Raw genomic sequence first — 25206 nt, forward strand, 5'->3', positions numbered from 1 at the left:
TGCAATTGTAACAATAAATCTATACAGGTTCAGGCCGGGCGAAAAATGCCCGGCCTGTATTTGTGTATTTACTTCTGGTTAAGGGCAGCGACGACCTGCATGATATCTTTGAGGTCTATTTCTCCATCCTCATTCAGGTCAAATCGTTGTTCAAATTGCGTGTCTCCTGAAGTGGCAGACCATCCGCTCACTATCGCTGATACATCATCAGCCGACAACTCACTGTCTCCACTAAAATCATATGGGCTAACTTCTTTCAAAACAAAAACCTGTTGCTCACTGAGTATGGTTTTATCCTTGCTGAGCATCACCACTACAGTCACAGATGTATCACCCGGGGCAGAAACATCCCACAGATAACGGCCTTGTGAAAACTCTATACCCGTCGCAATTTCGGTCGTCGTTCCTTCAACCTGATAAGCAATATCTACAGTGTCAGAATCCGCGATATGAAGACCTGACCAATTGATACTGACCTGCTGCTCCGTACCTATGGCATTTTCAACATTGAGCAGTAAGACAGGCACAGCTACACCAAGTTGTTTGACTTCCTGGCTTGCTTCAGTCAAATTCACCGCATCGTCTGAAGTTTCGAATTGATAAGAAGCGTGACTAAAACTCAGTTTATACGAGCCTTTGGCTAAGTTCGCGAAACTAAACACCCCTTTATCATCAGTAAGCTGACGAGCAATTTCTATCTGGCTCAAGCCCACCCCGTTAGTAAGTACAACCTCAACACCGGCAATGCCCATTTCATTGCCATCATGTACCTGACCATGCAAGGTCGCCTGGTGTGTGTCTACGTAGATGCTGTTTGGCTCAGAGGTAGAATCCTCAGCCACCGAGTATACATTGTAGTAATACTGAGTATTTGCCGATGCGCTATCTACAAACTCAGATGCCAGCCCGGTAAATATCGTACTACCATCTGTGATGGAAGTCGGCAGGCTGCCCGTGGTTCTGGTGACAACGACTTCTTTGAGGTTACCACCTTGCGGATTTTGCCAGCTCAATGAGACAACCGCGCCATTTACAATCGCCTTAAGCGACGACACCTGTGCCACGACAAAACTGCTCTCCTGAGCATAAGTTGGCGCTTGCGCAACGCCATTGACACTGATGTTTGCATCCGTGTTTTGTTGCCCTACGGTCAGTAATACGGTTGCACTATCCTCATTGCTCTGCGCGACCACATCTTCATAGTTCAGCACCAAAACTTTGCCGTTGGTCTGCGGAATGGTCACATAGACTTCTACTTCAGGATATTGAGGGTATTTTTCAACCTCAATGCTGTAAGTATCAGACAAAGGCAGAATAAACTCAGTCACCAGCTCTGAGTTTTTCAAATACGCTTGCGCCGTATCTGGCTCATCAAGAATTGGCGATAGCAACACCGCACTTTGGTCGCTCTGGTGGTTTACCCCCACCAATTTGCCACCCGCAATCAGAACGGTGATGTGTTGTGGGTGTTCCAGCTCAACCACACTAACAGGCGTATCTTCCTCTTCATTCAAAGTATCTTGCGACCGTTCACTGGCGCCAGGCTGACCATAGATACGTAGCTGATCCGTGACGTCCGTATAGGCACCAAATTGCGCATAACTCGATGCGTTGTAGTAGTTTGTTAACTTAAAGTCTCCATGTTTATCATAAGGTTCCGTGCCATCATCTGGCGCTCCGGAGAATATAAAATGCTTCAAAGTCAAGGAGTCAGTGAACTCCATCATGGTATATTCGCCCGGGAAGTTATTGTCATGAGTGATATACAAAGACACATCGTTATACTGGATCAACCCGGCTGCCAGAATAGAATGCCCACCGCCCCTTTTTGGACGATTAATGGTAAAGCGCAAACTGGCGATTTTATTTTCCATAAAGTGGGGCGAATAAAACGCATTCATTGCCGAGATGCCCGGGAATATGGTTCTCGGATGAGAGCCTATCCAAGCGTCACCTTTAAAAGCCGACTGTGATAAAAAGTAAAAGCCAATTTTGGACAAACCATGAAATGCATCTGCGGCATCCGACTTAACATCATAACTGCCAACGGCCTTCACATAAGGCTTAGGTGATTCCGTGTTGCGGTTGTCCCAATGATTCTGGAAAGTAGAAATCAGCTGTGCCCGTGTCAGCGTGGCATCAATGTTAGCTCCCCAGGCGACGCTCTCACTGGCATTGTTATAATTAGCAATAGCCGACGCAGCCATACCATGGCACACGCCCAGAAAACGCCGGTCTAGCCTGTCAAAGCCTTGTGTATAGTCTTTGAGGCGATAATAACCAATGACATCATAGGCTTTGCGTTTATTCGCCGGTGCCAGAAAGCTTGAAAATGAACGAGCAACTTTACGCATAAAGCCCAGATAAGATAACTGATCCGGTGTACAACGATCGAATTTCCAGCACAAGAAAGAAGAAAGAGATACATCTTTGACCTCTGTTAGCATGAACTTATTCCAGTCGCCGTTTTGGAATGAAAAGCCATCCGTTGAGACGTTAAATGCGGTGGTATACACATTGAGGCTGTTCACATCCTCTATCGTTTCACACTCCTCAGATTTACATACCGACACCTGAGCATTGCTGAGGTTGTACGGTGCCTCAGCCAAAGAAAAGTCTAGTCTGAAGGTCTTTTTATCTGTGTTAACGTTGCAGTTTTCAGCGGTGACTTTTAAGTTACTGTCTTGCGCATGAAACTGATAATTACAGACACCCTCCAGTGTCGCGCCGTTGAGCGCCTCCAGATCTTTGAAATAAATAGAAAATTGATTGGCAGTCAAAGCGCCCGGAGAAAGGATCACTTTGTCCAGATTAAATGTGTGATCAAACGCAGCTTCAATGAGATTAAACGCGACGTTGTCTATGGCATACCCCGCGTCTTCCTGAGCAATAATCTCAATCCGAAACGAGGCAATGTTTTCATCTCGAATAGCAAAGTGCTCAATACCAAATTGCGAATCCAGGACTTCGCGGATCAATTGACCTTCGGGATTAAACCACTGTAACCGCGTTGAACTCAGGTTATCAAAATACCCCGCGTCCAGCGAAAAACTATTTACCGTCGTCGGCTCACCCGTCAGGGGATCCACAAAACGTCCTTCAATGGCACCGTTATACTGAGGTGTTCCCGATAATACAGGACTCGTAGGATTGGCACTGTCAGACGTAATAAACGGCGCATCACCACCAAATATAATGCCCCTGTCGGCATACTGATCAGTGATTGCTGTACCTGTTGGGAATTCACTGAAGGTGATAGGCGTCATCCCCACAGCCGCAGCCTGTTCAGCAGCCTGAGGTCGAGACAATGACTTGTCATAATTCGCGCCGGCCGTGGAGCCTTCGGTTGCGAGAGTCGGCATACTCAGTAAACCAAGCAGCGCTGTAAAATATAAGTATTTCATCATTGCGCCCTCACTGTTCACTGACCGAAATGCTGCAACTTACTTGCTGCGCCAATCGATTCATACAGAGTGTTTTGCTGCTGCTCACATCAAGCGCACCGGCATCCGTATTGACTTCAAATTTCAAGACCTCAGCAGAGCCGTTAAAGCCACTGGTATTCCCATAAGTGAGCGCCCCAAAATGCAGCGCCTTCCCTTGGTCGCTGGATACAGGCCCAAGTGCAACCAAAGTACCGTCCGATACAATAAAACTGTTACTCATGGTCATCGACCCGTCATTAGGCGTAACACTAAAGTTCAGTTTCAGTTCATAGGCGGATATCGATTGAGTCGTGTTCAGTGTGACTTTGTATCCCTTTGTTGTTGGAGCATCAGATTGTGGGGGATCTGATTGAGGCGGATCAGATTGAGTTGGAGGTGTGTTAGTTGTTGTTACACTGGGGGAATCAACCCCACACCCAGCCAGTGCAATCAACAGTGACGAGCAAAAAACCAGACCTAAGGTATTTCGCGGGGCACCAGACGCGATAGAGGTTTTCATTGTTGCAGCCTTGTTTACGTACGAAGACTGATATAGCCGCTAAAATGCTATATCACCTTGTTCTTCGGGTACTGGGCTCACTTTTACTGCATACTGTACAACCTGTGAAGCGCAATAATCAAAGTGACTTTTCGTCAGCACATCGAAGTACACTCGCAAGTATAGTCTAACCATAGAATTGTAAAGCTCAGATATAAAAAAGCCACAACCAGTGATAACCCGGTTGTGGCTTTACTGTACTCAGATGAGTACAGGCTTGGGTGTAACTCGCTCTATGTTCGTTGTTTTAGGTTAGGCTGCCTGCTCAGCCATATCTGACTGATGTCTTATAAGGTAATCAAAAGCCCCAAGACTGGCTGTAGCACCGCCGCCCATGGCAATGATAATTTGCTTGTATGGCTCGGTTGTCACGTCTCCTGCGGCGAACACTCCGGCTATGCTGGTTGCACCTTTAGAATCAATGGCAATTTCGCCAAAGGGTGTCAACGCAATCCCGCTTCCCTCCAGCCATTCCGTATTCGGGATCAACCCGATTTGTACAAAAATACCGGCCAACTCAAGTTGGTGACTTTGATTACTTTGCCTGTCCACATAGGTCAAGCCTGTCACCTTGTTTCCATCTCCCAACACTTCGGTTGTTTGGGCATGAGTGATGATAGCGACGTTTTTTAAGCTGCGCGCCTTTTTGATCAGCACTTCATCTGCTTTTAGCGAATCGGCAAACTCCAGCACGGTGACGTGTTCAACCAGATTAGCCAGGTCAATGGCAGCCTCAATGCCGGAATTCCCTCCCCCTATTACGGCAACAGACTTGCCCTTAAACAAAGGGCCATCACAGTGTGGGCAATACGCTACTCCTCTGCCTTTATATTCTTGCTCTCCCGGCACATTCATGGTTCGCCATCTTGCGCCAGTAGCAATCACGAGAGATTTTGCTTTCAAGGTTGCACCGCTTTCCAAAGTCAGCTCAAGCTTATTGCCTTGATTGAGTCCACTCGCTCGCTGGTGCTTAATTACATCCACCTGGTACTCGTTGACATGCTCTTCCAACTGAGCAACCAATTTAGGGCCCTCTGTGGCAGGCACGGATATAAAGTTTTCAATGCTCAAAGTATCTGCAACCTGACCGCCGAAGCGTTCGGCCACGATGCCAGTATTAAGGCCTTTTCGGGCCGCGTAAATGGCAGCAGCTGCACCGGCAGGGCCGCCTCCAACAACCAAAACATCAAACTCAGATTTTTGCGCAAGCTCGGCAGTCTGTCGCTCACTGTGTTTGCTGTCCAGTTTGACCAGGATTTCGGGCAGGGTAATTGCGCCCTGGCTAAAAAGTTGGCCATTGAGATAAACGCTCGGTACAGCCAGGATGTTTCGTTGCTCAACTTCCTCAGGAAACAATGCGCCATCTATCATGGTCGCCTTGATTTTGGCATTGTGCGCCGCCATCAGGTTCAGGGCCTGCACAACCTGAGGACAGGTTTGGCAGCTCAGGGATATATAGATTTCAAAGTTAAGCTCGTCCTCCATAGACTGGATCACCGCCAGCATTTGTTCAGAGACTTTTGCCTGGTGCCCGCCAGTATGAAGCAAAGCCAACACTAAACTGGTAAATTCATGCCCCATGGGTACACCGGCAAACTCCACTCGGGTATCACGTACAGGAGAATACACAGTTAAACTGGGAGTACGCTGGCTATGTTCTGATTTGCCAATGGTAATTAACTCACTCAATGATGCGAGTTCTTGTGCCAGCGACGCCACCTCAGCCGACTTTGCGCTATCATCCAGCCCCAACAACAGTTCTATGGGGTCTACCAGTGCAGCGAAATGGGTTTGCAACTGACTTTTTATTTGATTATCTAACATTCTGTACTTCCTCAATATTTCTGCCATTACACCCGTTGAGTTAAGCCTTTTAGGGGCGATTTTTTTGATTTAGAAGGCCCGGGCTCAGATAGCCCGGACCCGTGTAATTTGCTTAACGCTATCGCCAATTGAAGGAAAAAGCCTTGTCATCAAGCTATTAATAGCGCTAAACGCGACAAACTTTTCCCTCTCATTGGCTTAACTGGGATTTACAGCTTACCAACCAGGTCTAAAGATGGTGCCAGTGTTTCTTCACCTGGTTGCCAAGACGCAGGACATACTTCACCATCGTGTGACGCAATGTACTGTGCCGCCTGAACTTTGCGCACAAGCTCTTTTGCACTGCGACCAATGCCCAGATCGTGGGTTTCAACCACCTTAATTTCACCTTCCGGATTGATTACGAAGGTACCACGTAATGCCAGCCCTTCTTCCTCGATCATTACACCGAAATTGCGGGTAATTTTGCCAGTCGGGTCACCGATCATTGGGAATTGAATTTTCTTAATGGTTTCAGACGCATCATGCCAGGCTTTGTGAGTAAAGTGGGTGTCTGTTGAAACTGAGTATACTTCCACACCCATTTCTTGTAGTTGTGCGTAGTGATCAGCAAGGTCACCGAGTTCAGTTGGACACACAAAAGTGAAATCTGCCGGGTAGAAAAAGACAATAGACCATTTTCCAAGTAAATCTTTTTCACTGACATCAACGAACTCGCCGTGATGAAAAGCTGTTGCATTAAAAGGTTGAATTTGAGTGTTAATCAAAGAGGTCGTCATGTTGTTTCTCTCTTAGTTGTCAAGTTAATGGATAACAAGTGTGACTTTGATGCCGCCTTGTTGTCGTTGTGTGATTACTAAGATAGAGGGGAATGTTGTTTTATTAAAATAGATTGTTTTGATTGCTTCAATCCGAAAAACTGATGAAACTTTGGCAAAGTTTATGCGTATATCAGATATAATTAAAACATGAGTCAGAACAAACTTTTAAGAGACCTGAATGCATCCATACTTCAACCATATTATGCTGGCCTATATTGGCTTTATTCCTTTTTTGCTGTGCGTCGCATTAACTCTGATGGTTGGTAGTTCAGCGGCGGCCATTGATACCTTTAGTTACTACAGTCTGGGTGTATTGGCGTTTTTGGCTGGTAGTCTGTGGCGCCCGGGAGAGCAGTCACAACAACAGGCCGTGATCGCAATCCTGGTTATTGTGCCTTTTCCTTTGCTGGCCCTTGTTTCACAGGTGGCTCTATTAAGTTATCTGGCAGTCTCTTATTGGATCATACTGTTGTTTGAACGGATTGCACCAAAGTGGCAAGAAACCCACCAGGATTACAAAAAAATGCGCTTTACACTCACTTCTGTCGTATTTGTCAGCCATTTATTCATGATAGCTCAGGCTCTGGAGCTGAGCACCTGACGTATGTCACCCACTAAAGCGAGTAAAACCTGCTATACCTATAAGCAGACTGAGGATGGATTATGCGACAAAAACTTCTGCTCGCTTTGATCTGGCTCGCAACAGGCTTGGTGATTGTATTACTGTATAACAATCATCAGCCCTTTGGTGCCACGGTAGAGGAGCTCATTTGGTTTGCCATTGCGTTGACCGTATTGGTGCTTGGCCTGCCGCATTTAAAGCACCAGCTGATATTATATGCTTGGGTGCTCTATTGTGGTGGCCTGTTGTTGGATCTGTTTGACGACCTGATGGGCGTAGAGCTGATGTTGGTCAACATCTTTGATACCTCACTCAAGCACTTAGGTTTTTTGCTAACCTGTTATGGCCTGCACACTATCATTCAGCAGAAAAAAGAGACTATCTCGGCACTGAATAAAGAAATAGCCCGCCGTCACGAGTTGGAGCAGCAACTTAAGTTTGACGCAACTCATGACGAGCTAACCGAGCTTGGCAATCGCCGTGCCTGCTTTGAACGATTCGAGTCTCTTTGTAAAAACAGTAGCTTCCTTTATTATTTTGATCTGGATAACTTTAAACTAGCCAACGACCACCATGGACATCACACTGGCGACGAGATACTCAAGAAAGTGGCGCAGGCCATGGCCAGGCAGTTTTCCGCCGACGCATGTTTTCGCATTGGTGGAGACGAATTTGTTGCCTTTACACGAGAGGCGAACCTGCAGGAAGAAGAACTCAGAGCCATGCTACTTGAAGAGGTATTTGAATATGGCGTTGGCGTCAGTATCGGAAAAGCAGCCGCAGATCCCGCTCAGGATCCGGATGCACTACTTCATCAGGCTGATTTGAGCATGTACGAAAACAAAGCCGGTAAAAGCATTCGTACTAAGATCAGGAAGCCATAATCTCCTGATAACTTAACACTCATTTACCACGCTTAATTTGCCAGTAGAAAACACCTACCTCTTTACTTCTTCTTTATGTAGATCATTGTTTATTTACATTAATCTAGCACTTTAGTGTCTCTGCTGCTATGCTGCTGGCAGTTTTGATAGTCGAAGGAACCCCCCAGTGTTTAAAAATCTTTTTGCCAATGCCAGCCACCAATCGGAAATACAGCAGCTAAAAGCTGAGCTGGCCGCTCAGCATCAGGCCTATGAGCAACTGGAGGCGGAAAAGCAGGCAATACAGAACGAGCTTATCGAGGCTCAAAAACAGTTAAACGACAACACAGACAACCAGCTTTTACAATGTGCCCTGTCCGGATTGGGACAGATCCATGAAGTACGAGATGCCGTCTTGCGCAGCCTGCATCAAATTGAAGAGGAAAGTAGCTCTATTTCCCAGGTAAGTGCGTCGTTCGAAACATCGGAATCCTCTTTGGAAAAGATCCTGTCTGGCATGTCCAGCCTGTCAACTAACATGGCCAGCATGACAGACAACATTTCTGGCCTCTCCCATATGGCGGATAACATCAATACCTTTGTTACCACAATCTCAAAAATATCCGACCAAACCAACCTCCTGGCGCTTAATGCCGCGATTGAAGCCGCACGTGCAGGAGAAGCTGGCCGGGGCTTTAGTGTCGTTGCCGACGAGGTGCGTGCACTGGCGAACAATACTAACGAGTCAGCCAATGAGGTATCTGACTTAGTTAAGAAAATCATTGATACAACCCAGCTAACCGTTGATGGTGTAAATGTCATCCAAAGCTCTAACAATGACTTATCGTCAAGTATTGCGCATCTGAATGATGAGTACGGCAATATTGTGAGTTGTTGTGGTTCAATGAAAAAAACAATCGTCTCAGCGTCTTTGCAAACCTTCGTGCAGACAGCAAAACTGGACCATGTAGTGTGGAAAGGGGAAGTCTATGGCGTGATCGCCGGCAACAGTAACAAGCAAATCAATGAATTTGCGGATCATACCAGCTGCCGTCTCGGCAAGTGGCTCAGTGGTGAAGGAAATAAAGTGCTCAATAAATCCGGGATAATCAACCGCATTGATGGCCCACACAAAGAGGTCCATCGGGCTGGTGTAGAAGCCATGACCCTGTTTGTTGCGGGAGAAAAGCAAAAAGCCATCGCTGAGCTGAACCGTATGGAACAAGCCAGTCGCGATGTACTGAGACTACTGGATGAAGTAACTCACTGATATTAAATCTTTCAACCTTAGGGCACAGTCTTTGTTAGTCGCCCTAAGGTTGCCCTGGTTTCTCCGTCACCACTCTTCTGCTATCATCGCGCTTTGGTTATTTTCCCTTGGTAGTAATTATGTTGATAGATGCGAATTGGCGCGTTCTCACCGTCGGCGATGGCGATCTGAGCTTTTCCTTATCCCTTAGCAAACAGCTAAAACCCGGCCATCTTTGCGCCAGTATCTATGACGATGAAGCAACGCTTAGAGCAAAATACCAACATCATGCATTAGACGCCCTGCGTCAGGACTGTATACCAGTATTAACAGGATTTGACGTGACCAAACCGGAAAGCTGGCAAAGCCTGGATGGAGCCCTGTTCGATGCGGTAATCTTTCAGTTTCCACTGATCCCAGCCTTTACCAGTAAACAGGCGTATGATGACCAGAAGTTGTCGACAAACACGCTCAATCGTCGTTTATTACGTCATTTTGTTGATTTTAGCCACCGTTATGCGCTTGACCCTGCTGGCCCTATGCTAGCACTGATCACTTCAAAAGACGTGAAGCCTTATTGTGAATGGAATCTGGAAGATTCTTTATGCAGTGGCACAGACTACCAGTATCTCGGTCAATCTGACTTCGATATTCACGCTTTTCCGGGTTATCGCATACGTAATGTAGACAGAGACAAGCATGTTAAAGATACCAGCGGTATCACTTACTACTGGTCAGCAAAGCCTCACGCGAACCTGAGCGCGTTACTCTACCAACCGGCTTATCTGAACCAGGATCACTGCGGGATGTGTCGCGCCGGACCATTTGTCAGCGAGCACGACAAGCTTGCCCATTTAGGGTCGAAGAAACATGCCATGATGCTCAGACATGAACAAGACTGGCTCACTTACCTTAACAAAGGCTAAGCACACACTAGCGACAACAACTTAGCTGTCGAGCTGGTCTGTCTCCCATCTTCGCAAGTCTGGTCAGCTCCTGAGCGATACATGCTGGCTCGCCAAACAAAGTGCTCTGCAGCACTTTTAACATCCAGTCGGGTAATGCCACATTCAGCGCATAGTAGACCCATTGACTCTGCTTGCGCACCGTCAATATGCCTGCCTTTCTCAGCTGTGCAAGGTGCCGGGAGACTTTAGGCTGACTGGGTTCATCCAATGCGACCATGAGCTCACATACGCAAAGCTCTTGTTCAAGTAGAATCAGCAGCAGCGTTTTCAGTCGTAACTCATCGCTCATTGCTTTGTAAAATGTCATGGATGTGACTGGGATCAATGCCTGAGGCTGCATAAGTAAATCACGTACTTTCTCATTGATATCGTACAGAGCTTTACGATAAGGATTGTAAGGCTCTGGCGACTCATCTAAAGTAACTTGCCAGTTCAGTGCCTGTTGTGGAAGGGCATAGTCATGCGTTGCTCCAATACTTTCCGCGATATGAATAGTCAACTCACATTCTTCAGGCTTTGCACCGCAAGACACACACTCCATGTTACTCAACAAACCAAAAGCCCCGAGGGCCTCCTTTGCCATAGGGCTGATACTCTGCTCTGCTTGCAAAATTGTAGAAACGCCGATGTCCCGCCTGTGATGGCTAAGCAATGACACAACCATTAGCACCAAATCAGGGTTTGCACCTGTCACAAAAATACTTTTCACTGAACTGCTCTCCTATATACGAATATTATTATATAACGAAAGCAGCACACAGTTAATATCCAGATTGGAGAACACGGCGTTTCTTCAGGTTAATTTGCATCACTCAATGAAATTAAAACACTACATTTTGATAATGGAAGTTAAACAAGAAATAGCAAACCTATCGGTATTATCATACTTTATCGAATAATGTATACAAAGCTATTGAGCAGCACTATTTTGACAAGTAGACTAGCGACCTTCATTTTTTGCGAGACTTCTCGATGCATGTTTTAAACAAGAGCTTTTTATATGCCATCGCGTGCTTGTTGCTTGCCATGGTCACCATTCAATCCGGTGCTTCAATCGCCAAACAGCTGTTTCCCCATGTTGGTCCTGAGGGCACAACGGCCTACCGGTTGGGCTTTTCAGCTCTTATTTTGTGTCTGGTTTTCCGCCCCTGGCGACATTTACCTAAAAACTGGCGGCCGGTGATCTTGTATGGCCTGAGTCTGGGCATCATGAATCTGACATTTTATTATGCAATAGAACGCATTCCACTGGGCATTGGCGTTGCATTGGAATTCACAGGGCCACTGGCAGTCGCGCTATTTTCCTCACGACGTAAGCGTGATTACCTCTGGGTCGCGCTCGCACTTGCTGGCATTTTGCTGTTGCTGCCTAATATGGGAGAAGTCGATGGACTGGATCCCATCGGGGTTTTACTGGCTCTTACAGCAGGTGCCTGTTGGGCGGGGTATATCTTATTTGGTAAAAAAAGTGGTGGTCACGGCTCAGGAGGCGCTACGGTTGCCATTGGAATGAGCGTTGCCGCTTTCGCCGTTGTTCCGGTTGGTGTGATATCACAAGGCAGCGCATTGCTCGACTGGTCATTAATCCCGCTGGGTATCGCCATAGGGCTGTTGTCCAGCGCACTGCCCTACAGCCTGGAAATGGTGGCGTTGAAGAAAATGCCGGCGCAGGGCTTTAGCATCATGATGAGCATGGAGCCAGCCATTGCCGCACTGGCCGGCTTAGTGATCTTAGGCGAGCTACTCAGTGGCTGGCAGTGGCTTGCAATCTTTATGGTGATTGCCGCGTCATTAGGCAGCTCTCTTTCCTCTAAAGAATGATAACACTTAACATTACATGGGCCAGGGCGTTTGAGGCTCTGGCTCAAGCTTGAATCTTAATCCTTCCGGGACCTGATTGATTTCTTCAATCACAGGAAGAGGATCAAAATGACGCTGTAGCCAGCTCTGCTGCTCCCAAAGCAAATGCAACACATCCTGACGATTCGCGTAATCGTGGTCACTCTCTGGTAACAACACCAGCCGTGCCCGCTTGCCAAGATCATTGAGCGCACTGAACAGACGCTCACTTTGAACGGCAAAATGACCCGGCTTACGATCCTGATAGCCATGTATCAACAGAACAGACGCCGATATTTTATCAGCATAGGCTAATGGTGAGCTCATCAGGTAAGCTTGCGGGTCCTGCCACAAAGTGCCAGTTTGCTTTTCAAAGGCAAATGGTGCCAGCGTATAATTATAAGTACCGCTACGTGCGATCCCCGTGACAAATAACTCAGTGTTGGCCAACAGATCAAGCACCACGGTAGCGGCAGCACCATGACCACCAATGGCCACTTTGTTAACATCTGCGATGCCTTGCTGAGCTAACACCGCGACAGCAGCCTGAGCTGTTGCCTGCCACTGTGCTCGTAATTGTGCCACACTCCCCTGCTCGCCAGGCAAGCTAAACGCATCAATTTCAAATACCGCATAACCCTGAGCCAAATGGGGCAAAGGACCGAGATGATCCACGGGCACAAAATAGTGCGGGGAGTGAAATGTATATTGTACCTGACTAGGTGCTTTTACCCACATTAGCACAGGCACCCGGCCAAGACTGGGATCGTAATTAGCTGGCAGATAAAGCGTTCCGGATATTTGCGTCCCATCACCACCGTCAAAATTCAGGACCTCCTGAGACAGGCCTCGTAACGCCGGATATGGATGTCTGAAATGAGTGATCTGTTCCAGCGAGCTGAATGTCCGATCATGGACAAAATAGTTAGGTTGCTCCTGCTTAGATTGACGACGAGTGATAAAGCGCATCCCCTCATCATCCAACAGTGCAATAAACTCTTCAAAATACGGTGCCTGAGATTGCCATATCCGGGTACGGGTGTTCGTTCTGGCATCGAACCTGTCCAAGAACGGCAAATCCTGCTCTTGTACCTTTTCTACTCCACGGATAAATAAATATCGACTTCCCACCACTTTAAGTACCTGAACACCCAGATCATTACGCGTAGTCAACCATTGTTCTGAGGTCGCTTCCGTCACTCGGTACCTGGCCACTTCCAAAGGGTTGCGCTGTGGCGCGAGTGGATTAATCACCGACGTTGTTAAGAAACGCGCGTTTTCAGCCTGAGTCAGTAAAGCAATGTTTGAGTCGCCCCAGTCCATACGAACAAAAGGTTCCTGCAATGCCATAAACAAACGCGGCGCTCGTTTAAAGGGTGAAGAAATATGGTACAGACCGTACTCATTCTGCGCATCTTCTTCTTGTGCCCAAATCACAGTAGCACCTTTATCTGCACGCCATTGAAAATGACTGCGCACAGGTGGAGAAGGTGGCGCAGAGATAGCCGCCAGGACCGTATTTTCTTCGCTGTGCCCCGTCGCTGGTTCACTCGGTAACACAGGCCGGTATAGCTCATACAATGCAAATCCTGTCATTCCCCACACTTGCCAGACACTGGGGTGATTAGCAAGCGAACGTTGATTGGTTTGTTGCTGCTGTGGCGCTTCCAGCATCGCCATCGCGACGATTAAATTGGTGGCGTCTGGCGACGGTTCAAAATGATGGAAATAAGCAGGTCCGCCAATGGCTGTAGGGCGGCCTTGCAAAGGGACTTTGATTAACTGACCCTGAGCATATTGGGCAAAGTCTTCAGTAGAGAGCGTTTGACGGGTTTGCTTAAGCGGACTCAGTGCCCCATGTGATTGCGCTACCACGGGCCCGACCAGCGGCGATTGTTGCACTGATTGCAGCTGCTCACCGGTGTGATTTATGGCGCTGTTAATAACCAGTGCAGAACTGTCTGGTAGCCAGTGGTATGGTATCTCAGTGGTGACTCCGTTAAGCGGATAACGCGATATAGCACTCAACTCACGTTGTTCAATATCATAAATCCAAAGACGGCCGTCCTGCTTGGAGAGCAAGATAAAAGCCAGGTAACGGCCATCAGCACTCCAACGCGGGGCATATACTTCACCAGCCGGTAGATTATTGACTTGCACCTCCGCACCAGTGGCAACATGTTTAAAGCTCAGCCCTGAGTAGGTCGTTAACCCCAGACGCATAAATGTGGTCGGATTAAATTGCAAATCTCCATAGCCCACACCTATTTCGGTGTTTTGCTCTGACGTGGGTGACTGTGTCAGTAACGCCATCCAGACATGTTGCTCATTAAGCAAGACCTCAGGCATTGGCGCCACATCTACGAGTTGAGCGATCTCTTCTTTGGGTACCTGATACCCTTCAGACACCGCCATCGCAGCATGTACCCACACACAACAAGCTAAAAAAAACAGCACAACCGGGCTCTTTTTCACCACTTCTCTACCTTTGAATTTATATCTTAACCTCTCATGATATAACGAAATTCCTTAAATGTGCACTAGTTTAATGGCAAGCGACATAATAAAGTAGCCAATCATGAGACGAGTGAATTTCGGCGATAACACCGCTCCCGCATCCTGCTATCGCTGAGGCACCTGCATCCATACAGGCGAGGCAGAAAATTTGATATTTAGTTGTTCCAGATGAGAATTTTTAAACACGGTTAGCGGCAAATCTAATCCCTCAGGTTGGTTACGTGTTACTGCTGACTGCTATAAAGTGTATCCAGATGCGAAGTTACGGTAAACTAAGCGTTCGTCAACCGTTTGAACAGTTATTCAGGCCATTATGAACAACAATAAAAAGCCAGACAAAGTGACCATTTTCGATGTCGCCAGAGAAGCTCAGGTATCCAAGTCTACCGTGTCACTGGTCCTTACACATTCAGACAAAGTCAGTGACAAAAGTCGGGAAAAGGTGCTCGCCGCTATCACCAAGTTGGGTTACGTGTACAATCGTGATGCCGCAGCCCTGCGCAGCAAGCGCTCCAACCTGGTCGCTTTGGTGATCAACGACCTGACTAACCCCTACTCCGCACAGCTGGCGGTGGGCCTGGAAAAGCACATTTATGCGCTGGGGATGGTGCCTATGCTGGTTAATACCAGTGAAGACCTGGCTCGCCAGCAGCAAGTCGTCAATACGCTTAAAGAGTACAATGTTAGTGCGTTTGTTATGGTACCCGCGCCAGGCACCACGATGGAATGGGTGAACCAGCTCGTTGAGTCTGGCTTTCCGGTTATTAACATCATGCGGGAAATCCCCTACAGCAATGCCCCCTGTATTCTGCCTGATAACCAAAAAGGCACCCATCTGGCAACCTTGCATTTGCTTGATCAGGGGTTAGAAAACCTGGCATTTTTGGGCGGTACGCCCGATATATCAGACTATCACGAGCGCGTTGCGGGCTTTCGTAGTGCCCTTGCTCTGCGCAATGTGTCTCAGCCGATGCCACAGATTACAGCCCCGACTAATCGCCAGGGGGGTCGGGAGGCTTTTAACACCCTATATCAGGATGCTCCCCAAACTCAGGCCGTGGTGTGCTTTAGTGACGTCATCGCCTACGGTGTTATGGAAGCTATGCGTGAACACGGTCTGGTGCCTGGCAAAGATATCAAAGTAGTCGGCTTTGACGATTTGGCTGACTCCAGGTTAATGAAACCGGCCCTGTCATCCGTGCGAATTGATGCAGATGACATTGGCAAGCGGACCTGCCAGGCACTGGCAGAGATCATGAATAAATCACAACCTGCGGTACGTACCTTAGTCGATGTATCGCTGCAACTCAGAGAATCCTCCGTTTAAATGACACAAGTTTTAGCAATTGGTTATGTCTGGCCGGAGCCGAACTCTTCGGCTGCCGGCAGTCATATGATGTCCTTACTGCGCTTTTTCCGCGCTCAGAACTGGCAAGTGGAATTTGCCAGCCCTGCTCAACAAACCGAGCATATGGCCGATCTTAGTTTGGAACAGATTACCTGTACGCCTATTGCACTCAACTGCAGTAGCTTTGATGAGTACGTCTGCAAACTCAAGCCTGACATTGTGATGTATGACCGTTTTATGATGGAAGAGCAATTTGGCTGGCGGGTTGATAAGTTTGCACCCGATGCGCTTAAGATCCTCGATACAGAAGACTTGCAATGTCTGCGTAACGCACGCCATGCAGCGCATAAAACACAGCAAGTTTTCACACAGGACAGCTTACTCGATAGTGAATTAGCCAAGCGTGAAATCGCAGCAATTCTGCGCTGTGACCTGTCTCTGATTATTTCCGACTATGAGCTCGAATTACTTACGACACAATTTAATGTCTCACCAGAGTTGTTACACCACCTTCCCTTCATGGTCGACTTGAATGCGCTCAGTTCGGATTTACCTGACTTCCATCAGCGTAAACACTTTATGACCATAGGCAATTTTCGTCATGCTCCTAACTGGGATGCCGTACTCTATTTACAGCAGATCTGGCCCATGATCCGCAAGCATCTCCCGGACGCGGAGCTCCATATTTACGGCTCTTATCCACCACCCAAAGCGACTGCTCTGCATAACCCCAAAACAGGCTTTTTAATCAAAGGCTGGGCAAAAGACGCACTAAGCGTGATGGCACAAAGTAAAGTTTGCCTTTCACCACTGCGCTTTGGTGCCGGTATTAAAGGCAAATTACTGGAAGCCATGATCACTCAGACCCCGTGCGTGACCACTCAAATCGGTGCAGAGGGCATGCATGGGGGCTTACCATGGCACGGCGCGATCAGCGACTGTCCACAAACCTTTGCTGCTGAAGCCGTTGCCTTATACCAAGATCAAGCGCGCTATCTGCAGGCTCAGCAGAATGGCCAATCCCTGCTTCAGGCACGCTACGACAAACAGCCGCTGGAGGAACAGTTAAAACAAAAGATTACCCATATATTAAGTAATCTGAACGCACACAGGCGGGCTAATTTCATCGGCAGCATGCTGCGCCACCACTCAATGCGTAGTACCCAATATATGTCCCAATGGATTGAAGCAAAAAATGCAAATAAAATGCGTTGAATTTGCGTGAGAACCCGTTAGAATTCGCGGCAATTTAGGTTATTGCCTAAACTCAGTATGGGAGTCTAACCAGCTGTTGGCTTCCATACTCACTGTATCGCTGTCGATTTTCACTTATTATTAGGTTACACGCCGTTGAATTCAGCCACCTTTACACAAAAACGCAAGTTTATTGTTAAATTAGGAAAAATGCTTCATCAATACGGAACTCCGGCTTATCGTCTGGAAGCCCACCTGATGGAGGTTGCTACCCACCTGGGCCTTAAATCGTCCTTTGTCATGTCACCGACTTCAGTCACTTTTGTGATCTGGACTGAAGGACATGAAGACGAGTACACCCATGTTGCTCGTGTTGAGCCAGGTGATCATAACCTGGGTTCACTTGCTGATACCGACGATGTGGTCAATCGTATGTTGGCGGGTGAATTGAGTATAGAGCAGGCAGATCAGAATCTGGACGCGATAACCAAAGCAAAAGACCCGTATGGACGCTTGTTGACGGGCTTTGCATTTGCAGTGTCTGGCGGTGCGTTTGCCATGTTGATGGGAACCAGCTGGAACGATGTGCTGTGGTCTGCGGTGCTGTCTGTCCTGGTATTTCTATTTGTGCTGTGGTCCACGCGCTCCAAGCGGGTAACCCATATGCTGGAACCGGTAGTAGCGATAGTGTCCGCGCTGGCGGCCTGTGCCATTTCATCCTATCTGGATCCCATGGTGAACATTCGTCTTGTCGTGCTCTCTGCCATTATCGTATTCATTCCGGGACTAGCATTGGCACTGGGGTTTGCAGAGTTATCCGCTCGTCACCTGGTGTCGGGTACTGCACGGGTCATGGATGCCATTATGTTGTTGTTTAAGCTGTATTTTGGCGCGTTTCTGGGTATCAGTATTGGCTTTTTCCTGTTTGGTCAGAGCGACTATGTACAGCCCGATCCGCTCCCCAAATGGACGGCATGGATGGCAATCTTACTGCTGTGTAGCAGCCTGATTGTGATTTTCCGCACTAAGCTTAAGCACGCCAGCTGGTCTATTGCGTCGGGCTTTATTGCCTATGCAGCCAGTATCGGCTCCGCGGTCTATCTGGATTATTCGCTGGGCACCTTTGTCGGTGCCTTTGCCGTGGGCGTATTCAGCAATGTGTTTAACCGCACCGTTAACGCACCGGCTTCGATAGTCGCCATGCAGGGCTTGATAGTGCTGGTACCCGGTTCCAAAACCTATATTGGCCTGAATTCACTGATAGAAGGCCAGAGCTTTGTTGCCGCCGACCACATCGGCCAGCAAACCTTTTTAATCTTTATGTCTTTAATTGCAGGTCTTATCTTTGCCAATGTGGCACTGCCACCTAAAAAGAGTCTGTAATCTAAATACGGCAACCCACGCTTGATGCGGGGTTGCCTGCTATGCTTTTTCGTCCTTGAGATTTAAACGTACCGGTAATTCCCTTGCCCACTAAAAATTCCAATTCACTTCCCTTTGCATTAAATCTAATTTGAGTCACAATGGAAAATCTTGTTAAGGTGTAAAGGAGCGCGCCATGACTGACTATACAGAGCAAAAGCTCGCCATTTACCGCCTGGTGCTGGAATACATTAAGGTATTTCTCTGGCCCGTAATCCTCATTCTTGCCTTTGCTGTATATGGCGATAAGCTGTTTAAAATCATAGAGCAAAGAGAGGTTGATGCATTTGGCCTTAAGCTGGGAAAACAGATAGAAGATATTAGCCACAACTACGAAGCACAAATAACCCAGCTCAAAGAAGACATCGAGGCCAGTCAGGCGCCTGAACAACTGCTAAAGAAAGTAGACGGCATCAAGGCAAACCTCGATAAGCAATTATCCGTGGTAAAACAGCATGCACTTCAAACTGAACAAGTATTATCACCTGGCAGAAAAGACCAAGTCGATATGTATGAAAGAGCAGGTTTTGAAGCGCTACTTGCTCGCGATGTCTCGCAGGCTATTTCACAATTTACCGCAGCAGAAGCACTATGGCCGGATTACCACAACGTCTCAGAAATAAAGCGTCTGCTCATTAAGCAGCAAAGTTTGTTAACTAATCAACAAAGTAAAGCCTGGCAAGACCTGTTCAAAACCATTTTAGTTAAGCATTCCTGGGGGATGCCGGATGATATCAGAGCGCAATTTAACCAGATTTCAACACGTTAGACTAGTCAGAGCCAGCGACGAGTTGCGCTCAGAAAGTCACGATAGGCCTGGCCATAGGCTTTTAGTAAAAAGCGCTCCTCAGGTTTAATCTGAAAGCGTGTCATATAGCCGATAAAGCTCAATACAACGAGTGCACCAGCTGGCGATGCCAAATACCAGTTTTGTGCAACCAGTAAGCACAGCAACCCCACATACATAGGATTGCGGGTAAAGTGATAAATGCCTCCTGTGACCAATACCGATACTTTATCTACATGCACCGGATCAACGCTGGTTTTATGACGACGAAACGCCCAAACACCCGCCAGAGCAACGACAACGCCTATCGTACTCAATACCAAAGTGCCGCCAATTTTAAGTGACTCGGCCATAGTAAAGTGCCCGGTAATCTGGACTAGCCCCCAACTTAAAAGCATGTGAAGCAATAAAACAACCGGAGGTGGTATTTTGGTATCCAAAGGATGTTTCTGTGACTCTGACATAGTGACCCCTCAGCATTAAAAGATGTCATTTAATTGATATGTCGCAATTATTTATCCCATAAAGCTGACAGTTAATCGCAAACACTGGTTTTCAGCCTATGCTAACGTAAAATATTGCCCACTCGCACTACACCCTGCGGTCTAGTTTATAAAAAGTGTAATCCAGAGAGCATTTATGAAGCTTATAAAAACTACCCTCGCGCTTGCTATTGGCCTTGCCAGTGCCAGCACCTTTGCCGCATCGGCAAATGACACCATCACAGTTGAAGATATCCCTACTATTCAGCGCGTGATTCAGGCAGCAGTCAGCCCGGATGGCGAATCGGTTGCGTTTCGTCGCTCCGTACCCCGTGAGCTGTATGTAGACAGCAATGGTAAAAACTACAGTGAATTATATGTGGTTGATGACGAAGGCAATGAAGTGCCTTTTATCACAGGTAAGATTAACGTAGGTAAAATTGAATGGTCTGCAGATGGTAAATTCATTTACTTCACAGCCAAGAAAAAAGAAGACAAGTTCACCTCACTATACCGCATTGCAGTAGACGGCGGTGAAGCCCAAAAAGTACTGTCGCTCAAAGGCACTTCAATCAACAAGTATCGTCTGAGCCCTAACGGTAAGCAAGTTGCAATTCTGGCTATGCCAGCCAAAGACGCAAGCGAAAAAGAGCTTAAAAAGCTGGGCTTTATGGCCGAAGTGTATGAGCTTGGTCTGAAAAACAAACAGCTACATTTAATTGACCTGGTACAGACAAACAAACCGCTGACGCCAGCCGTAGTACCTGTCGAAGGATATGTCAGCGACATCAATTGGTCTGACGATGCCAGCACACTGTTAGTAAAAACTCAGCCAACTGCATTGATCGACGATCAATATATGAAGTCTCAGTGGCATGTTATGGATGTGGCAACGCAGAAAATCACCACCTCATTCAAAACCGAAGGTAAATTAGGTGAAGCTGAGTTCTCTCATGATGGCAAGTACATTGCGATTCTGGGTGCTGAAGACAAGCACGATCCTGCCAAGGGCCGCTTGTATCTGGCCAATGCCAAAACCGGTAAAGTAGAAGAATGGATCCCTAACTTTATGGGCCACTTCAAAGACTTCGAATGGTCAAACCGCAAAAACGTACTGAACTTTATTGCTGATGTAGGCGTTGAAACTTTCATTGGCCAGGTCAAAGTAGGTTCAAGCAAATACAAAAAGCTGGTTAAAGAAGGCAAGTTCATCGCCCACAGCCTGTCAGTATCTGATTCAGATAAGACCATTGGCGTGCGTGCAGAAAGCCCGAAACACCCAAGCGAAGTGTTTATGGTGCGCTCTAAAAAGCCAACTCGCTTAACCGATTCAAATCCCTGGTTAAACACCAAGCGTCTGGCAAAGCAGGAAGCGATTAACTTCAAAGCCCGTGACGGTGTTGAGATTGGTGGTGTGCTTATCTACCCACTGGACTACCAGGAAGGCACACGTTACCCTCTGATCATGGCGGTACACGGTGGTCCTGAGAGTCATGACAGAAACGGCTGGCTGACCAGCTACTCAGATCCAGGTCAAATGGGTGCGGCCCGTGGTTATGCGGTATTCTATCCGAACTATCGTGGCTCTACAGGTAAAGGTGTTGACTACTCAAAACTCGGTCAGGGCGACTATGCAGGTAAAGAGTTTGACGATCTGGTCGACATGAAAGAATACCTGGTTAACATGGGCCTGGTTGACACCAAGCGCGTTGGTATCACAGGTGGCTCTTACGGTGGTTACGCTTCGGCCTGGGGCGCAACTAAACTGACCGAGCACTTCGCGGCCAGTGTCATGTTTGTAGGTGTGACTAACCAACTGTCTAAGTTCGGTACTACAGACATTTCAAACGAAATGTTCCTGGTTCACGCCCGCTCTTACCCGTGGCAAAAATGGCAGTGGTACCTTGAGCGCAGCCCAATTTACTGGGCTGGTCAGTCAAAAACGCCACTGTTAATCATGCATGGTAAAGACGACCCGCGCGTTCACCCGGCTCAATCGATGGAGCTGTACCGCTACATGAAGGTGCAAGACAAAGACGTACGTCTTATCTACTACCCAGGCGAAGGCCATGGTAACCGCAAAGTTGCGGCTCAGTACGACTACAGCCTGCGTTTAATGCGCTGGATGGACAATTACCTGATCCACGGCAACAAAGACATGCCTGAGTATGAGATTGACCATGCCGCTAAATTAAAAGCAGTGAAAGAGCAGAATAAGTAAACTGCTGTTTTTATGGTTAAAAAAAGGCTTGCCAGATTGGCAAGCCTTTTTTGTTTATGGTGGTTGTTCAGAGTGTATTAGTGCCTCGCCATACGTACTAGAACATTTTCTACCAGTCTGCCATCAAACTCGGGCTATATACCGAATTAGTTCCGGCCAAGCCTGACATACCAACGATAAACAGTCTTTTCTATTCAAGTACCGCGAATCTCTAAGCCACCACTCACTTTATGCCGATAAGCAATTGAGTTTTTAGCAGCCCGCAATGTTATGTCAGTGATGCCGGCTGCCTAAACTTTCAAACGGGATGGACCCTGATTCGTCTTTACCAGTCTACCAACCTGGTGAATGTGCCAATAGCTTGAGCAAACTGTTCCGGCTGAGCTTGTTTAAGCGCCAAACGCTGCTCGATTGTCATGGTTTGCACTGTCCCCTCGTATGCATCGCTTGTACCAAAGAGCATTAGACTTTCAAACTCAGAAGCTAAAAAGCTGAGTCCTTTGAGATTACTCAAACAACTGGTATCTGGCTCAGACCATAGATTTTCAATAAAGCTCATCATAACTTGAGCACCACAGGTTTCACTTCCCTCGTTCAAGTGTGTGACAAAAACCACCCCGTGTTCGGTTTGTGGAAACTCCACATAACGTTGATTAATATTAGTAAAAGTAGCTTGTATCAGCGGTATATCATAGTGTGGCGTTTGTGGATCTACGTCGCCATTGATGGCCAGTGTTGGCATATAATGATGCATATTTTGATAGATAAATTCATCGCTGTAGCGATTACCCCAAATGGTTTTATCAACTTCCTTTTGCAGCAGGAAGTAAGTGGGATAACAGGCTACAGCATCCTGACAGAATGCCAAACGCTCTGTTAAATCTCGCTCCACATCATTGAGCTCATTATTACTAATTAGCCGTGCAATGACACTGGAATAACCCAGCGGATCTTTGGCGGGCAGTTGAACTAACTCACGACCTTCCCCCCTCAATATAAACTGATGTAAATTATTGAGCGCCAAGACGTCATCGTTATTGCAACGTGCCAGACGATAAAAAGCAGGCATTAATATTTGTTCTAACGAACGCGTCATAGATATGGTTGCAAACGCTTGTAATTCGTCGCGAATAAATGCCAAATCGGGACAATGTTCACCACTAAACACACGCTGTAACAGCGAGCGAATTGCTTGATCTGCCTCGCCATGAAACTTGCTACTACACAGAGCATCCTGATCACAATAATGGCTTAACTGAGTAAAAATTTTGCCGTAGTTCTCATCCCAAAGGTCTAACCCAGCCCCGGTTGCAGGAAACACGGAATCTAATATCAGACTTTGCGCGCCAGTCGGCGCCACCTGACTGAAACGCTGTGCCCAAAAAGTGCCATATGACACGCCATAAACATGACTTGGCAGCCAGTCTAATACCTTGCTTTTACCTATCACATAATCGAGATCTTTCGCGGCTGAAGTGGTATTAAACTGATATAGCCCTTCTCCCCACTGGTTATATAAATCGTCAAAACAACCTTGCCAATAGGCCTCGTAATCTTGGGAAGGTGGATTGTTACACCCCAAATGGGTCGACCAGCCTACCCCACGGTGTTCAAGCACGTATAAGTCGTAGTCATTCGTAAAAGGTGCCAGTGAGCTGTCAAACTGATTAACAAAAAAGCTCCCTGAGCCACCCGGTCCGCCCTGTAAAAACCATATTTGCCCGCGGCTGTTACCCGAATGTGCAGGATGTTTTGAGACTAACACGTCAATTTGCTTGCCTGTTGGGTCATCCCAATTCAATGGCACCTGAGCCAGAGTACATTCATTGCGGTTATCAGGGCTTTGAAACTGGCTTGGGCATGGTCCCCAGTCAAACGCAAAATATTGGTTAAAGCTCGACTTAACAGGGCTATTTGCCCAACCAGAAGTACTTGATAAACAACCTGCCAGCAAACAGGTTTTAACTAAAAAGCGCATATTATTCCTTTCTTATATTAGTAAAAATCATCCCATAATAGGGACAGCTCAAATAGCACAGCGAGTAAAATTAAGTTATGTATGAAGTTTCATCACCATTCACCGAATTTTTCATCACTGCTAACGGCGAGGCCGCAAATCTTATTTAATGCCTTGTTACATAGCTCAATGCGACTCATGGCATACGTAGGTTTAAAAACACCTGTGCGACGGCATGTAAGATCTTAGGGATCTCAAGAGACACACATTCAAAACTTGTCTCTCAGAGCTATAAAGCAACAGATAACCCTGGGTGTCTGTGTTTTTGTGCTGGGTGTCTGTGTTTTTGCTGTGTTTTTGTGTTTTTGTTCTTCGTTTGCACCATAACCAGCAACACACAATTCAGTTTTTTCCAGCGCACAGACGGCCTAAGTTTTCTTTGTATATCCACCTGCCTTTCTTTTCTGTTGTAGATCAAATTTGCTGAAGCCGTCGCAAAGGATGTACCAGAATTTGAAAGACCATAAGCCTTTGTTTTTATTTGCCTTTACTTTCTAACTTAATGGATGGCTGAAAGAGGAGTACCGGTTTTGGCACAGATGAAACAGGCTAGTGTGTCGAAATTGAGACTGGGATTAATATGCGCCCAATGGAGGAGATTGTAGCACCAGCAAAGCAACCTTAAGCAAGGCAAATATCTTTTAAGACAAAAGATCTCTTGAAGATCTCTTGAGACACCCACTCAAAGACTTGTCTGCCACACTCCAACCATCTATGCTTGTAATCTGCTCCAAGGATAAGGACGAATCCTATGCCAACGGCACGGAAAAGCCAGGTCAGCTTAGTTGACACAAAATACTACCATTGCATCTCCCGCTGTGTCAGGCGTGCCTTTTTATGCGGTGAAGACCCATTAACAGGCCAATCTTATGAACACCGCCGTGAATGGGTTGAAGAAAAGCTACTCCTGCTTGCATCCATTTTCTGCATTGATATCTGCGCTTATGCTGTTATGAATAACCATACTCACATCGTTTTATATGTGGATGATAAAAAAGCCAATCGATTGAATGACAAAGCCATCATTATCCGATGGCACAAATTGTTT

At 47.0% G+C, this 25206-nt stretch carries 18 protein-coding genes and 1 pseudogene; 11 read left to right on the forward strand and 8 right to left on the reverse strand.

Translation table 11 applies throughout. The features are described from left to right. Window positions 1–68 precede the first annotated feature (68 nt). The 4 genes from NH568_RS14435 to ahpC form a co-directional block, all read right to left on the reverse strand. Complete coding sequence (locus tag NH568_RS14435) at window positions 69–3407, reverse strand: carboxypeptidase-like regulatory domain-containing protein (RefSeq protein WP_253048365.1); 3339 nt, start codon at window positions 3405–3407, stop codon at window positions 69–71. Window positions 3408–3414: 7 nt separating this feature from the next. After that, window positions 3415–3945 carry a hypothetical protein gene (locus NH568_RS14440; protein ID WP_253048366.1) on the reverse strand — a complete coding sequence of 177 codons (531 nt, stop codon included), beginning with the start codon at window positions 3943–3945 and terminating at the stop codon, window positions 3415–3417. Between the two features lie 291 nt (window positions 3946–4236). Then, the gene (gene ahpF / locus NH568_RS14445) at window positions 4237–5808 is read right to left on the reverse strand and encodes an alkyl hydroperoxide reductase subunit F (protein ID WP_253048367.1); all 1572 of its coding nucleotides are present in this window, start codon (window positions 5806–5808) and stop codon (window positions 4237–4239) included. Window positions 5809–6017: 209 nt separating this feature from the next. Next, window positions 6018–6587, reverse strand: coding sequence for an alkyl hydroperoxide reductase subunit C (gene ahpC, locus NH568_RS14450; RefSeq protein ID WP_010380696.1), 570 nt, complete (start codon window positions 6585–6587; stop codon window positions 6018–6020). A 220-nt stretch (window positions 6588–6807) separates the two neighbouring features. On the opposite strand from ahpC, the gene NH568_RS14455 reads away from it, so the two are divergent. The 4 genes from NH568_RS14455 to NH568_RS14475 all read left to right on the forward strand — a co-directional run bounded on the left by NH568_RS14455 (window position 6808) and on the right by NH568_RS14475 (window position 10289). Continuing rightward, window positions 6808–7230: a DUF3429 family protein gene (locus NH568_RS14455; protein ID WP_253048368.1), complete on the forward strand. Its 423-nt coding sequence runs from the start codon at window positions 6808–6810 to the stop codon at window positions 7228–7230. A 62-nt stretch (window positions 7231–7292) separates the two neighbouring features. Next, window positions 7293–8135 (forward strand): GGDEF domain-containing protein, encoded by an 843-nt coding sequence (locus NH568_RS14460; RefSeq protein WP_253048369.1) that lies wholly within the window; start codon window positions 7293–7295, stop codon window positions 8133–8135. A gap of 166 nt (window positions 8136–8301) precedes the next feature. Continuing rightward, window positions 8302–9384 carry a methyl-accepting chemotaxis protein gene (locus NH568_RS24015; protein ID WP_349288012.1) on the forward strand — a complete coding sequence of 361 codons (1083 nt, stop codon included), beginning with the start codon at window positions 8302–8304 and terminating at the stop codon, window positions 9382–9384. 119 nt (window positions 9385–9503) lie between these two features. Next, window positions 9504–10289: a class I SAM-dependent methyltransferase gene (locus tag NH568_RS14475; RefSeq protein ID WP_253048370.1), complete on the forward strand. Its 786-nt coding sequence runs from the start codon at window positions 9504–9506 to the stop codon at window positions 10287–10289. Window positions 10290–10296: 7 nt separating this feature from the next. On the opposite strand, the gene NH568_RS14480 is transcribed toward NH568_RS14475, so the two are convergent. Next, entirely contained in the window at window positions 10297–11040 is a 744-nt protein-coding gene (locus tag NH568_RS14480) for a metalloregulator ArsR/SmtB family transcription factor (protein WP_253048371.1), read from the reverse strand. 263 nt (window positions 11041–11303) lie between these two features. On the opposite strand from NH568_RS14480, the gene NH568_RS14485 reads away from it, so the two are divergent. Further along, window positions 11304–12152 carry a DMT family transporter gene (locus NH568_RS14485; RefSeq protein ID WP_138551671.1) on the forward strand — a complete coding sequence of 283 codons (849 nt, stop codon included), beginning with the start codon at window positions 11304–11306 and terminating at the stop codon, window positions 12150–12152. Window positions 12153–12164: 12 nt separating this feature from the next. Here the strand turns inward: NH568_RS14485 and NH568_RS14490 are convergent, their stop codons facing one another. After that, window positions 12165–14627: a prolyl oligopeptidase family serine peptidase gene (locus NH568_RS14490; RefSeq protein WP_253048372.1), complete on the reverse strand. Its 2463-nt coding sequence runs from the start codon at window positions 14625–14627 to the stop codon at window positions 12165–12167. Window positions 14628–15000: 373 nt separating this feature from the next. Here NH568_RS14490 and NH568_RS14495 point away from each other — a divergent pair, with 373 nt between their 5' ends. From NH568_RS14495 to NH568_RS14510, 4 genes are all read left to right on the forward strand, one after another. Beyond that, window positions 15001–16014, forward strand: a complete 1014-nt coding sequence (locus NH568_RS14495; RefSeq protein WP_253048373.1) for a LacI family DNA-binding transcriptional regulator — start codon at window positions 15001–15003, stop codon at window positions 16012–16014. Next, window positions 16015–17250: a glycosyltransferase family 4 protein gene (locus tag NH568_RS14500; protein WP_253048374.1), complete on the forward strand. Its 1236-nt coding sequence runs from the start codon at window positions 16015–16017 to the stop codon at window positions 17248–17250. A 135-nt stretch (window positions 17251–17385) separates the two neighbouring features. Further along, window positions 17386–18612 (forward strand): threonine/serine exporter family protein, encoded by a 1227-nt coding sequence (locus NH568_RS14505; protein ID WP_253048375.1) that lies wholly within the window; start codon window positions 17386–17388, stop codon window positions 18610–18612. A 175-nt stretch (window positions 18613–18787) separates the two neighbouring features. After that, on the forward strand, window positions 18788–19420 hold the full coding sequence (locus tag NH568_RS14510) for a hypothetical protein (RefSeq protein ID WP_253048376.1): 633 nt from the start codon (window positions 18788–18790) through the stop codon (window positions 19418–19420). Between the two features lie 5 nt (window positions 19421–19425). Here the strand turns inward: NH568_RS14510 and NH568_RS14515 are convergent, their stop codons facing one another. Beyond that, window positions 19426–19791, reverse strand: a complete 366-nt coding sequence (locus tag NH568_RS14515) for an isoprenylcysteine carboxylmethyltransferase family protein (protein ID WP_253048377.1) — start codon at window positions 19789–19791, stop codon at window positions 19426–19428. A 286-nt stretch (window positions 19792–20077) separates the two neighbouring features. Between NH568_RS14515 and NH568_RS14520 the strand changes: the two genes are divergently transcribed. Beyond that, window positions 20078–22141 (forward strand): S9 family peptidase, encoded by a 2064-nt coding sequence (locus tag NH568_RS14520; RefSeq protein WP_253048378.1) that lies wholly within the window; start codon window positions 20078–20080, stop codon window positions 22139–22141. Window positions 22142–22466: 325 nt separating this feature from the next. Here NH568_RS14520 and NH568_RS14525 read toward each other — a convergent pair whose 3' ends face one another. Beyond that, window positions 22467–24119 (reverse strand): alpha/beta hydrolase, encoded by a 1653-nt coding sequence (locus NH568_RS14525; RefSeq protein WP_253048379.1) that lies wholly within the window; start codon window positions 24117–24119, stop codon window positions 22467–22469. 790 nt (window positions 24120–24909) lie between these two features. Between NH568_RS14525 and NH568_RS14530 the strand changes: the two are divergent. Then, window positions 24910–25206 (forward strand): annotated as a pseudogene (locus tag NH568_RS14530) (transposase); the annotation flags it as partial.

This window comes from Pseudoalteromonas sp. XMcav2-N (assembly GCF_024124545.1).
Taxonomy (GTDB): domain Bacteria; phylum Pseudomonadota; class Gammaproteobacteria; order Enterobacterales; family Alteromonadaceae; genus Pseudoalteromonas.